Source organism: Parabacteroides leei (assembly GCF_023369805.1).
GTDB classification, from domain to species: domain Bacteria; phylum Bacteroidota; class Bacteroidia; order Bacteroidales; family Tannerellaceae; genus Parabacteroides; species Parabacteroides leei.
In genome coordinates this window covers 115,098-127,866 of sequence record NZ_JAMBQG010000007.1, presented here as the reverse complement: position 1 = coordinate 127,866, position 12,769 = coordinate 115,098, and the positions used below count along the sequence as shown (strand labels likewise).

Annotated in this window: 9 protein-coding genes and 1 pseudogene; 3 read left to right on the top strand and 7 right to left on the bottom strand. The window is 46.9% G+C overall.

Features of this window, described 5'->3' with window-relative positions; genetic code table 11:
* From M1P97_RS12130 to M1P97_RS12120, 3 genes are all read left to right on the top strand, one after another.
* Window positions 1-1,692: a RagB/SusD family nutrient uptake outer membrane protein gene (locus M1P97_RS12130; RefSeq protein ID WP_249389227.1), complete on the top strand. Its 1,692-nt coding sequence runs from the start codon at window positions 1-3 to the stop codon at window positions 1,690-1,692.
* Window positions 1,693-1,785: 93 nt separating this feature from the next.
* Window positions 1,786-3,306, top strand: coding sequence for a sulfatase-like hydrolase/transferase (locus M1P97_RS12125; RefSeq protein ID WP_249389226.1), 1,521 nt, complete (start codon window positions 1,786-1,788; stop codon window positions 3,304-3,306).
* Between the two features lie 98 nt (window positions 3,307-3,404).
* Entirely contained in the window at window positions 3,405-4,808 is a 1,404-nt protein-coding gene (locus M1P97_RS12120) for a Gfo/Idh/MocA family protein (protein ID WP_249389225.1), read from the top strand.
* 126 nt (window positions 4,809-4,934) lie between these two features.
* Here the strand turns inward: M1P97_RS12120 and M1P97_RS12115 are convergent, their stop codons facing one another.
* The 7 genes and pseudogenes from M1P97_RS12115 to M1P97_RS12085 all read right to left on the bottom strand — a co-directional run bounded on the left by M1P97_RS12115 (window position 4,935) and on the right by M1P97_RS12085 (window position 12,716).
* On the bottom strand, window positions 4,935-6,866 hold the full coding sequence (locus M1P97_RS12115) for an NAD(+) synthase (RefSeq protein WP_249389224.1): 1,932 nt from the start codon (window positions 6,864-6,866) through the stop codon (window positions 4,935-4,937).
* Window positions 6,867-6,877: 11 nt separating this feature from the next.
* Window positions 6,878-7,201, bottom strand: coding sequence for a type II toxin-antitoxin system RelE/ParE family toxin (locus M1P97_RS12110; protein WP_195372637.1), 324 nt, complete (start codon window positions 7,199-7,201; stop codon window positions 6,878-6,880).
* Window positions 7,180-7,449: a hypothetical protein gene (locus M1P97_RS12105; protein ID WP_195372636.1), complete on the bottom strand. Its 270-nt coding sequence runs from the start codon at window positions 7,447-7,449 to the stop codon at window positions 7,180-7,182. The genes M1P97_RS12110 and M1P97_RS12105 overlap by 22 nt, the downstream gene beginning before the upstream one ends.
* A gap of 123 nt (window positions 7,450-7,572) precedes the next feature.
* Entirely contained in the window at window positions 7,573-9,759 is a 2,187-nt protein-coding gene (locus M1P97_RS12100; RefSeq protein WP_195372635.1) for a glutamine synthetase III family protein, read from the bottom strand.
* Window positions 9,760-9,796: 37 nt separating this feature from the next.
* On the bottom strand, window positions 9,797-10,831 hold the full coding sequence (asnA, locus tag M1P97_RS12095; RefSeq protein ID WP_249389223.1) for an aspartate--ammonia ligase: 1,035 nt from the start codon (window positions 10,829-10,831) through the stop codon (window positions 9,797-9,799).
* A gap of 75 nt (window positions 10,832-10,906) precedes the next feature.
* Window positions 10,907-11,152, bottom strand: a pseudogene (locus M1P97_RS12090) (ammonium transporter); the annotation flags it as partial.
* A 337-nt stretch (window positions 11,153-11,489) separates the two neighbouring features.
* Window positions 11,490-12,716 (bottom strand): LL-diaminopimelate aminotransferase, encoded by a 1,227-nt coding sequence (locus tag M1P97_RS12085; protein WP_195372633.1) that lies wholly within the window; start codon window positions 12,714-12,716, stop codon window positions 11,490-11,492.
* Window positions 12,717-12,769: the final 53 nt, after the last annotated feature.

The window sequence follows — 12,769 nt, the reverse complement described above, 5'->3', positions numbered from 1 at the left end:
ATGAAAAAAATAGCTATAGCAGCGTTGGCTGCTGCTGCCACAATGATTACAAGTTGTGATATCGACCGTGCCCCGTATGGTTATTATACGGATGATAAGATCATGGCCGATAAGGAAGCAGCCGTAGATGTTTTATTGAACGGATGTTATTCTAAAATGAAGACCGCTTCCGAGCATCTTCATTATTGCGGTGAGTTCCCGAGCGATAACGTTTGTAAGGATAAACCGACTACCAATCCGTTCGGTACTTATTTTACGTATCAGCATACTGTAAATAACTCCGGCCTTTCCACCGTTTGGAATAGTGCATACAATATTATTTCCCAAACAAGTTCGTTGATGAACATGATCCAGGAGGGTGAGTCGGTAGAGCTCGATAACAAATTGGGGCAGGCTTATTATATGCGGGGGATGATGTACTTCTACCTTTGCCGTGTGTTTGGCCGTCCTTACTACCAGGAACCGGACAAGAACCTGGGGGTGCCCATCGTGAACGGTATGCCGGAGGACCTGTCGAACCTGAATCTTCCGGATCGTTCAACCGTGAAGGATACTTATGAACAAGTACTGGCCGACCTGAAGAAAGCGGAGCAACTGATGACCGGTTTTAAGTCGGGTACTTATGTGTCCAAGTATGCGGCTCAGGCTTTGTTGGCGAAAGTATATATGTATATGAGCGGTACGTTCGAGAACCCTGATAAGGAGTTTGCTCAATTGTCATATAATTATGCAAACACCGTTATTGAGAGCGGACAGTTCTCTTTGTTAAATCGCAGTTCATTTATGAGATATAATGAACTGGCTCCTGACGATCCTTCTCAGACGGAAACGATTTTTGCCGTGAAGTATATCGCATCTGATGTGGCCGACTGGGGTGATCCGATAGGAAGTATGTATGCGGAAATCGACGGCCAGGGCTGGGGTGAAGTATATGCAAGTGCCAAGTATATGGATTTGTTGCATGAAACCGGTAAAGAAACCGATGCTCGTGAAGCCTTTATTCATCCGCAGTATAAGACGGATGATAATGACCGGCAAATCCCTGCATTCCGTTTTGTCGCTGAGTTATATGTGGATGGAAAACTTTCCAGCTATGTATATCGCCAGGGAGAAACGAAAGAAGTGGGCGGTAAGTTGGTCGCTACGATCGAATCAAAGGAATATGAACTGACTCCGGTAGATGCGGCAAATAAACGTTATTCGATTGTTTATGAGGGCAAGACGTATGTAGGCGATTATGATTACTATATGCTGGAAAGCCAGGGTAATCCGAAATTTTTCAGCTATAAATGTTCTAAACAGGAAGGGTATCCTCATTTGTATTCACCGATCATTTCTCGCTTGGGTGAAATATATCTGATACGTGCGGAAGCTAGTGCCAAATTAGGCAATTATCCGAAAGCATTATCTGATTTGAATGCGGTTCGCGAACGTTCACTACCGGATGCAGCCTACACTTCCCTGGATGCAACCAATGCACACGAACGTATCATGAAGGAAAGACAACTGGAGCTGGCTTATGAAGCTGACCGTGGTTTTGACGTGTACCGGGTGGGAGAGACAATGGTACGCCGTTATCCCGGTTTCCACGATGGTATTCCTGAATATCCGGCCACAAGTCCGTTCGCAATTCAGTATATACCTCAGTCGGAAATCAACGCTTATCCGGGTACACTGACACAAAATCCATAAACCGGATAGTATGAGATCCGTATGATTTATTATATTTGCAGGCGTTGATTGTTATAATCAACGCCTGTATTTTTATATATGAAAAACATGAATATGAAAAATCTACTATGTGTGGCAACCGGAATAGGAGCCTTGTCCGGATTAAATGCTTTTGCTCAGACTGGGCAGCAGCCTAATGTTGTCATTATTGTAGCCGACGATTTGGGATATGGCGATCTGAGTTGTTATGGTGCTACCCGTATTCAGACTCCGGGAATGGACCGGATTGCTAATGAGGGATTGCGTTTCACGCAAGGATATTGTACGGCGGCAACTTCTACCCCCAGCCGTTATTCTCTTCTGACAGGTTTATATCCCTGGACTAACAAGGATGCTAAAATCCTTCCCGGTAATGCAGCACTGATTATCGATACACAACAAGTTACTTTGCCAAAGGTGATGAAGCAGGCGGGTTATGTAACCGGTTCGGTAGGTAAGTGGCATTTAGGATTGGGGGATGGGGCTGTAGACTGGAATGAGACGGTCTATCCCGGAGCGAAAGAAGTAGGATATGATTATTCGTTTATCCAGGCGGCAACCAACGATCGTGTTCCCTGTATTTTTATTGAAAACGGGAAAGGGGTCGGACTGGAACCCGACGATCCGTTGTATGTAAGTTATAAACATAATTTCCCGGGAGAACCCACAGGAAAAGATAACCCGGAATTGCTTCGTATGCATCCGAGTGTGGGACATGCCGGATCGATCGTGAACGGTGTGCCTCGTATCGGTTTCCAGAAAGGGGGGAAGGCTGCCCAATGGAAGGATGAAGATATGGCCGAACTGTTTCTTGAAAAAGCAAAAGGGTTCGTGAAAGATAATAAGGACAACCCTTTTTTCCTTTATTACGGATTGCATCAGCCGCATGTACCTCGCGTGCCGAACCAGAAGTTTGTCGGTAAGTCGGGTATGGGCCCTCGTGGCGATGTTATTCTGGAAGCTGACTGGTGTGTAACCGAGTTTCTGAAAGAACTGGATAAGCAGGGATTGACGGAGAATACGCTGATTATTCTTACCAGTGATAACGGCCCTGTCCTGGACGACGGTTATCAGGATCAGGCGGTTGAAATGGTAGGCGATCATAAGATGGCAGGCCCCTACCGTGGAGGAAAGACTAGTTTGTATGCCGGAGGTACTTGTATCCCGTTCCTGTTGCGTTGGCCGGCCGTCGTTAAGCCCGGTGTATCCGATGCATTGATTTGCCAGATGGATCTATTGGCTTCTTTGGCAGCTTTGACTGGGCAGACGTATTCGGATAAGACGGATAGTCAGAATACTTTGCCTGTCTTTTTAGGAAAAAGTAAAGAGGGACGTAAGGAGCTGGTGACGGAAGGTTATTTCAATTATGCATTCCATCAGGGAGATTGGGTGATGATTCCGCCTTATCCTGCCTACTATGATGATCCTGACGGAGTCGGTTTCTCCGGACTGGGTAACTGTTATCAGTTATACAATATAAAAGAAGATATCGGACAGAATTATAATCTGGCAGAGAAGGAACCGAAGCGTTTGCGTCAGATGATGATGACCTTCGAGAAGCTGAAAAGAGAGACTGGAAAGATTACAAATTATTGATTGATAAATTTGATTGATTCTTTTTGTCTAAACATATTTGAGAAGTTGATTAATTGTTATAAATTTGCCCACTTAACAAAGAAATACTAATAAAGAACATGGAAAACACTCGTCGTTCCTTTCTTAAGAAAATGACTGCTGCCGGAGTTGGCGCAGCCGGTTTGGCTATGGCTGGTAATGCCTCTGCCACAACAGTAACAGGTTCTCCCGAACCTCAGAAGAAAAAAACAGCCGGAAAAGATGACGGTAAACTTCGTTTTGGATTTATCGGAACCGGTTCTCGTTGTCATGAACACATCAATAACGTGTTGGCTATTCCCGGCAATAAGATTGTTGCCATCTGCGATATCCAGCAGGGACCTATTGATCGTACGCTGAAACACATTGCTAAATTTAACGTTGACGCTCCGAAAGTGTACAAAGGTGGCGAACGCGAATTCGAAAAGATGTTGAATAACGAAGAATTCGATTGCGTGATTATCGCCAGCCCATGGGAATGGCACGTACCGATGTCGGTAGCTGCTATGAAAGCCGGTGTTCCTTACGTAGGCGTGGAGGTTTCTGCCGCCAATACGTTGGAAGAATGCTGGGATCTGGTCAATGTATCGGAAGCTACGGGAAGCCATCTGAACATCATGGAAAATGTTTGCTATCGTCGTGATTGTATGGCTGCATTGAATATGGTTCGCGAAGGTTTGTTCGGCGAATTGCTGCACGGTGGTTGCGGTTATGAACATGACTTGCGTGATGTAAAATTCAATGACGGTAAGAACTATACTTACCAGAAGGGTGGTGAGTTGCGTATGGGACCGGAGGCGTTTGCCGAAGCTCAGTGGCGTACGAATCATTCTGTACATCGTAATGGGGATGTGTATCCGACTCACGGTATCGGACCGGTTGCCAATTGTATGGATATCAACCGTGGTAACCGTTTCGTCGCTATGTCTGCTATGGCAACTCAGTCTCGCGGATTGCATAAGTTTATCGTAGATAATGGAGGCGAAAACCATCCGTTGGCTAAGGTTCGTTTTAACCTGGGTGACATCGTGACATCTATGATCAAATGTGCAAACGGTCAGACTATTATCGTTACTCACGATACAAACTCTCCTCGTCCTTATTCTTTGGGATTCCGCATTCAGGGTACAGATGGTTTGTGGATGAACGATGGCGATCATGTATATGTGGAAGGTCAGTCTAAACCTCACCGTTGGGACAATTCTGACGAATGGTTCAAGAAATACGACCACAAACTATGGGCTCAGTTGGATGCTCTGGCAAAAGAAGCCGGTCACGGTGGTATGGACTTTATCATGATGTATGACCTGATCGATCGCATCAAGAACAAACGTCCGGCTCCAATGGATTGTTATGATGCTGCCGCATGGAGTGCTATCTCCGCTTTGTCAGAAATGTCTATCGCGCGTGGCGGTGCATTGGTTGACTTCCCCGACTTCACTCGCGGACAATGGATTCATCGTAAACCGGAATTCGGTTTATAATAATCGCAAGCGTAATATAAATGAAAAGGCTATCGGGATTCCGGTAGCCTTTTTTATTTATTAGCACTACTGTGCTAATAATGCCGGGTTCGTAATCCCACGGTTTCCCTTTAAGGGATTATTTGTTTACTTCAACCCTTCTATCTCTTTCAGCCATAACGTTGCCATCGCATCGCTCGGCATGCGCCAGTCGCCGCGTGGGGAAAGGCTGACGGAACCGACTTTCGGGCCGTCGGGCAGACAACTTCGTTTGAATTGTTGCTGGAAGAAACGGCGGAAGAACGTATAGAGCCATTTTTTGATTGTCTCTTTGTCGTAATTATCCTTGAAAGCCTGCTGTGCCAGGAAATAAATCTTGGCAGGGGAGGAGCCGTAGCGGAGGAAATGATACAGGAAGAAATCGTGTAGTTCGTAGGGGCCTACCAGGTCTTCCGTTTTCTGTTTGATATTTCCGTTTTCATCTGCCGGGATCAGTTCGGGGCTGATAGGGGTATCGACGATATCCAGCAAGGTAGCGCGGGAGGCTTCATCCACCCGGTTGAGGGCAACCCATTCTACCAGATATTTGACTAATGTTTTGGGGATACTTCCGTTGACACCGTACATCGACATATGATCGCCGTTGTAGGTCGCCCAGCCCAAGGCCAGTTCCGACAGGTCACCGGTTCCGATCACCATACCGTATTCCTGGTTGGCAACGTCCATCAGGATTTGGGTACGTTCGCGTGCCTGGCTGTTCTCGTAAGTAACATCATGGACAGACGGATCGTGGTCGATGTCTTTGAAGTGTTGGAGACAGGCATCCTTGATCGAAATTTCTTTCAGGGTGACACCTAATGAACGGATCAGGTCACAAGCATTGGTATAGGTGCGGTCGGTGGTTCCGAAGCCGGGCATGGTGATACCGAGTATCTGGTTGCGGGGGATGCCGAGCGCATCGAAGGTCATCACGGTTACCAACAGGGCTAATGTGGAATCCAGTCCACCCGAAATACCGACAACCGCCGTTTTAGAGTGGGTATGGACCATGCGTTTGGCTAGTCCGGCCACCTGAATCTGGAAGATTTCTTCGCAACGCTCTTTCAGAGCATCACCGGAAGGAGTAAAAGGATGCGGGTCGATCGGGCGCGTCAGTACCGGATCTCCGGAAGTTTCGGACAGGGCGAACGGGACTACGATCGTTTCCTCCGGTAATAAAGTGGAGGCTCCGTGCATGAAGCTGGTGTTCACGCGGCGGTCGTTTTGCAGGTTTTCAACGTCGATCTCACTGATGATCAGTTGTTCCTGCATGGTGAAGCGCGGCGATTCTTCCAGGAGGTTTCCGTTTTCGGCAATGATGCCGTTGCCTGCAAAAACAAGGTCTGTACTGGATTCTCCGAAACCGGCGGAGGTATAGACATATCCTGCCATACAACGGGCAGATTGCTGACAGATCAGCGAACGGAGGTAATGGTGTTTGCCGATCAGTTCGTTACTGGCAGATATATTCACCAGGATATTGGCTCCTTCCATCGCCAGTAGGGAACTGGGGGGAACGGGAACCCATAAGTCTTCACATATCTCGATACCGACTTTTACCTGTCCGGAGGTGAATAACAGGTGACTATTCATCGGGTATGTGTTGTTTCCGATCGAGATGGTTTTATCCCATAACTCGGTAGCGGAAGTAAACCAGCGCTGTTCCTGGAATTCCTTGTAATTCGGCAAATATGTTTTGGGAACTACGCCTATTATCTTTCCGCTTTGGAAAGCGATGGCGGCATTGATCAATCGGTTGTCCGTTACGAGCGGGGCACCGACGATGGTGAGCAGGTTCAGGTCGGTGGTGTCGTTGACGAGTTTTAATAGGGCCTGTTCTGCATTCTTCAGTAAAGTTTGCTGGGCAAACAAGTCCAGGCAGGTATAGGCCGTCACCGACAATTCGGGAAAAGCGATCAGTTGGACTCCCTTTTCCGATGCCTGACGCATCAGGCTTTCTATCTGCCCTATATTATAAGAACAGTCTGCCACCTGTACGTGAGGAACGGCTGCTGCTACTTTTATAAATCCGTAGTTCATATTCTATTTGTTTATCGTATTGTTTGTTTGAGTTTATCGGGGTCTTGTCGACAATCCCATAGTAAAACGATATGTATTATATATTCGTTTTCTATGGTATAAATGAGTTTATAATATCCCTCAATTAAAGAACGATATTGTTTAGGTCTGTTAGCTAGCAGATATTCCGGGGCTCCAATGAATGGATTATTCTTAATACGTATACAATCTTTCTCCAATTGATTTGCAAATCGAAGAGCTGTTTTCTTACCAAATTGTTTCAGACAATAGGTCATGGCTAAATCTGCTTGTCTTTGGGCGTTGGGTGCCCAGATTATTGTAACTTCTTTCTCCATTCCTCAAAGAATTGATGCATTCCTGTTTCATTAATTCCTTTTCCTTCGTGAAGCTCTTTTTCTGCTTGGTCGATTTCTTGGTTGGCTTCTTCAAGGCTATATGCGATAGGAGACAAAGTAATAGTCTTTTTCGTCATTATCCGCTTCGCATACTTTTCCAGTTTAGCCATTGTTTCGAGGCTATCCATCTTGTTGAGATATTCCTTGATGAAGTTTTCTCTCCATTGTTGTAATTCCATTGCCGTCATAACGTAAACTCCTTTCTTATATAATGATGCTCCAAAGGTATATATTTCTCCGGGAATATAAAAGAAGGGAAGCTATACTTCGCAGCATGCTTCCCTTGCAAACACAAAACAATCAACAAAAAACTATCTGATGAATAATAATTCGCGATATTTCGGCAATGTCCACATCTGGTCGTCTACAACCAGTTCCAGTTTGTCGATGTGGTAACGGATCTCTTCCAACATCGGGACGATGGTGTCGTGGTAGGCAATGGCCTTTTCGCGTTCGCTCTCGATCTTGTTGGCAACCTTACGGGCTTCGACCATCTCGTCGACCTTTTCCTTTATGAAGTTGGTGCGGCAAGCAATGTCTTCGATGATCTCCAGGTTGCGGGCGGAAAGGACGGATGCCTTGTCTGCCGGGAAAAGATCTTTCATTTTATAAACGTTATCGACCAGCGAAGTCTGGTAGCGGGTGGCGATAGGAATGATATGGTTCATTGTCAAATCACCCAATACGCGGGCTTCGATCTGTATCTTCTTTGTATATGTTTCCCATTTCACTTCGTTGCGGGCTTCCAGCTCTTTGCGGGTCATGACGCCTGTCGACTCGAACATCTTGATGCTGCTTTCTTTCAGGTAATTGTCGAAGATGAGCGGAACACTGGTTTCACAATCCAGGCCGCGGCGTTTAGCCTCTTCTTTCCATTCATCGCTATAACCGTTGCCGTCGAAATGGATGGCCTTACATTCTTTGATGTCTTTGCGGAGTACTTCCAGAATAGCTGCAAACTTATCTTTGCCGGTTGCGATCTTTCCGTCTACCTCTGCTTTGAACAGCTTCAATTGCTCGGCAACGGCGGCATTCAGAGCCAGCATAGCCGAGGCACAATTGGCTTCGGAACCTACGGCACGGAATTCGAAACGGTTTCCGGTGAAAGCGAAAGGAGAGGTACGGTTACGGTCGGTGTTATCGATCAGTAATTCGGGGATACGGGCGATATCCAGTTTCATCCCTTGTTTACCGGCCAGCATGAGATCCTCCGGTTCACTCTTTTCCAAATGGTCTAAAACCTGTGATAACTGGGTTCCCAGAAAGCTGGAGATAATTGCGGGAGGTGCTTCGTTGGCCCCCAGGCGGTGGGCGTTGGTTGCGCTGGAGATACTTGCTTTCAGTAATCCGTTGTGACGGTAAACAGCCATCAAAACATTTACTACGAAAGTGATGAAGCGCAGGTTGTCCTCCGGAGTTTTACCCGGACCCATCAGGCCGATGCCTGTATCGGTACCCAGCGACCAGTTGTTGTGCTTACCCGATCCGTTCACTCCTTTGAATGGTTTTTCATGCAACAGGACACGGAAACCATGCTTGCGGCTGATCTTACGCATCAATGCCATGACGAGCAGGTTGTGATCGTTTGCCAGGTTGCATTCTTCAAAGATAGGAGCCAGTTCGAACTGGTTGGGAGCCACTTCGTTATGGCGGGTCTTCAATGGAATGCCTAATTTGAGGGATTCGATTTCCAACTCTTTCATAAACTCCATGACACGGGTAGGAATGGCGCCGAAATAGTGATCTTCCAGCTGCTGGTTCTTGCTGCTTTCGTGACCCATCAGCGTACGACCGCTAAGCAACAGGTCAGGACGGGCGGCATACAGACCTTCGTCTACCAGGAAATATTCCTGTTCCCATCCCAGATAAGCGTATACTTTCTTTACATCCGGATTGAAATAGTGGCATACGTCGACGGCGGCTTTATTGACGGCTTCCAATGCTTTCAGCAAGGGAGCCTTATAGTCCAGCGATTCGCCGGTATAAGCGATGAAGATGGTCGGTATACATAAGGTATCGCCAACAATGAAAGCAGGGGATGAGGGATCCCAGGCCGAATAACCGCGTGCTTCGAACGTATTTCGGATACCGCCGTTCGGGAAACTGGAGGCATCCGGTTCCTGCTGGATCAGGAGTTTCCCTGAAAACTCTTCAACCATTCCGCCTTTGCCGTCGTGCTCTACGAAAGCGTCATGTTTTTCGGCAGTGCCTTCGGTCAGGGGATGGAACCAGTGGGTATAATGGGTCGCTCCCATTTCGATCGCCCATTTTTTCATACCGGCGGCCACGGCATCGGCCGTTTCCCGGTCGAGCGGAGTGCCGTTGTCGATAGAATCGACTAGTTTGGCATAAGCTTTTTCCGGAAGATATTTGAACATCTTCTCGCGGTTGAATACGTTTTTTCCGAAATATTCCGACGGACGTTCTGCCGGGGTGGCTACTTCGGCGGCTCTTTTCTTGAAGGCCGATTCTACAACTCTGAATCTTAACTTTGACATAATACCTGAATTTTATAGTATTTGTTATTCTTTGCTACTACAATAATATGATGTTATTCTGTTTACAGATCTCTATCTGTTCTTCCGGCCAGATGGAAGCCTGCACTTCGCCGATATGCGCTTTGCGGAGGAAGAACATGCAGAGGCGGCTCTGTCCGATGCCCCCACCGATCGATTGCGGTAGTTTCCCATCCAGCAATAACTTATGAAATTCCAGTTCGGCACGCTCAGGGCAGTTACTTATATTCAACTGGCGTTGAAGAGCTTCACGGTCTACACGGATGCCCATGGATGATAACTCGAAAGCACATTCCAGAACATCATTCCAAAGAATGATATCACCGTTCAGACCATTGAAGCCGTCGGAATTGACCGTACTCCAGTCATCGTAATCCGGAGCGCGGCCATCATGCTTCTCGCCGTTGGTCAGTTCGCCTCCGATACCGATCACGAAGATGGCTCCGAATTTCCGGGCGGCTTTGTTTTCGCGTTCGCGGGGAGGAGTTCCCGGATACATCTTCTGTAATTCTTCGGAATGGATGAAGGTGATATTATCCGGCAAAGAAGGAGTGATATGAGGGTATTGGTGATAAACCATTTCCTCGATTTCTTTTAACAAGATATAGATGTGACGTACGGTACGTTTCAGACAGTCCAGATTACGATCTTCCGCGCGGATTGTTTTTTCCCAGTCCCACTGGTCGACGTAAAGGGAATGAAGGTTGTCGAGATCTTCGTCACCGCGGATGGCATTCATATCCGTGTAAAGGCCGTAACCGGCAGGAATACGGTAAGCTGCCAGTTTCATTCGTTTCCATTTGGCGAGCGAATGTACGACTTCTGCCCGACGGTCGCCCATGCAATGGATAGGGAAGGAGACGGCGCGTTCCACACCGTTCAGATCGTCGTTTATCCCTGTCCCTGCAAGAACGAAAAGAGGGGCGGTTATCCGGCGGAGGTTTAACGCTTTTGAAAGTTTTTCCTGAAAGCTGAACTTTAACATCTGGATCGCCTGCTCTGTCGTTTCCGGCGTGAGCGTCTGTTTGTAATCTGTAGGAATGATAAGTGACATAGTGTATATAGTTTAAAATGTTGACAGTCTATGTTGACACGAGGGAGGGAATGGACACTCCACTAATTGTTGTAGGCCGTCTCCCCAGGTCCGGTGACCGCTGACGGGATAGATCAATACGCTGATAAGTACCGTATAAGCCAGGTACATGGCGAATTTGCTCCTTTCGGCCATTCCTCCGGATACGATTGTCGCTGCGGTGGCGCAGAATACGGTCTGGAAGATCAGGAAGCCTTCTACCGGTAATTCCGTTTGGTAAAAGCTGATATTGAACAGATGGGGTGTTCCTATAATAGCTTCAATCTTTTTCATAACCTTAAAGAATTAGGGCGATTGTCTCACCCGATTAATACTTGAATAAAAAGGGGTATAGAACTGCCTGCCATAGTCAGGTCAAATGGTATAACATTCTATAAAATCGAGTATTGCGGCCGGCTTTTCTATACACTCCTTTTTCATTAGATAACCTAAATATAATTTCCTTGCGTATCTGTCTTTGTCTGGTGCCTTCATGGAACGCAGAAGACTCGGACAGGCGCAGATATTTTTGTTGTAACCTTAAATGAAGTACCTTCGGCAAGCTATATAAGCAGAATGCGCTTTTCCGCCCTATACCCTTTATTCAGAGAAACCCCGCTGCTCCTTAATTTTCAATTAATTACAACCACTTCTTCAGCCTGGCCATTGCTTCCAAAGTGTCGTCCCGGTCGCCAAAGGCGGTGAGTCTCAGATAACCTTCGCCACTCGGGCCGAATCCTACGCCCGGTGTCCCAACGATATTGACTTCGTAAAGCAACTTATCAAAGAATTTCCAGGAAGAGAACCCTTTCGGAGCTTTTACCCAGAGATAAGGAGCATTTTCACCCCCCCATACTTTCAGACCACAACCCTGGAGACCTTCTTTCATAATACGTGCGTTAGTCATATAATAATTGATCGTTGCCTTTACTTGTTCTTTCCCTTCCGGAGAGTAAACAGCTTCGGCACCCCGCTGGGTTATGTAGCTGGTTCCGTTGAATTTGGTTGTCTGACGGCGATTCCAAAGCTTGTTTAATTGTACCTTTTCACCTCCCAGCGTGAAGCCGTTCAGTTCTTTCGGTACAACCGTATATCCGCAACGTACTCCGGTGAAACCGGCGGTCTTCGAGAAGCTACGGAATTCGATGGCGACCTTTTTCGCCCCTTTGATTTCATAGATCGAGTGGGGGATGTTCGGGTCCTGTATGTAAGCCTCGTAAGCCGAATCGTACATGATCAGGACATCGTTTGCCAGCGCGTAGTTTACCCATTTTTTCAATTCGTCTTTTGTCAGGCTTGTGCCTGTCGGATTGTTGGGGTAACAGAGATAGAGGATATCTACCCGGCGGCTCGGAAGTTCGGGAATGAAATTGTTTTCTTCCGTGCAGGGAATATAAACGACATCGCTCCATTTTCCGTTTTCCAACACTCCGGTACGTCCGCTCATGACGTTGGAATCTATATAGACGGGGTAAACCGGATCGAGTACCCCGATACTGTTATCGTGACGGAGAATATCGCCTATATTTCCGCAATCGCTTTTGGCACCGTCACTGACGAAGACTTCGCCCGGCTCCAGAAATATCCCGCGGCTGGCATAATCATTCTTGATGATAGCGTCGATCAGGAAAGGATAACCCTGTTCGGGACCGTAGCCGTGGAAATTCTCTTGAGTTGCCAGGTCGTCGACGGCTTTGTGCATTGCTTCGATAACGGCTGGTGCCAGCGGTTGCGTCACATCACCGATTCCCATGCGGATTATTTTGTCTTTAGGGTGCGTTATCTTGAAACTGTTTACTTTTTTCGCAATGTCGGAAAATAAGTAACTGTTCTGTAGTTTCAGGAAGTGTTCGTTAATCAGTGCCATATTCGTTCTGTTGTTTTATGTTGTTGTCTTGTAGAGACAGGGGATTCCTGTCT

Coding starts and splice junctions, on each gene's coding strand:
- M1P97_RS12085 (WP_195372633.1), bottom strand. CDS start 12,716: ATGGCACTGATTAACGAACACTTCCTGAAACTACAGAACAGTTACTTA.
- M1P97_RS12100 (WP_195372635.1), bottom strand. CDS start 9,759: ATGTCAAAGTTAAGATTCAGAGTTGTAGAATCGGCCTTCAAGAAAAGA.
- M1P97_RS12120 (WP_249389225.1), top strand. CDS start 3,405: ATGGAAAACACTCGTCGTTCCTTTCTTAAGAAAATGACTGCTGCCGGA.
- M1P97_RS12130 (WP_249389227.1), top strand. CDS start 1: ATGAAAAAAATAGCTATAGCAGCGTTGGCTGCTGCTGCCACAATGATT.
- asnA (WP_249389223.1), bottom strand. CDS start 10,831: ATGTCACTTATCATTCCTACAGATTACAAACAGACGCTCACGCCGGAA.
- M1P97_RS12125 (WP_249389226.1), top strand. CDS start 1,786: ATGAAAAATCTACTATGTGTGGCAACCGGAATAGGAGCCTTGTCCGGA.
- M1P97_RS12115 (WP_249389224.1), bottom strand. CDS start 6,866: ATGAACTACGGATTTATAAAAGTAGCAGCAGCCGTTCCTCACGTACAG.
- M1P97_RS12110 (WP_195372637.1), bottom strand. CDS start 7,201: ATGGAGAAAGAAGTTACAATAATCTGGGCACCCAACGCCCAAAGACAA.
- M1P97_RS12105 (WP_195372636.1), bottom strand. CDS start 7,449: ATGACGGCAATGGAATTACAACAATGGAGAGAAAACTTCATCAAGGAA.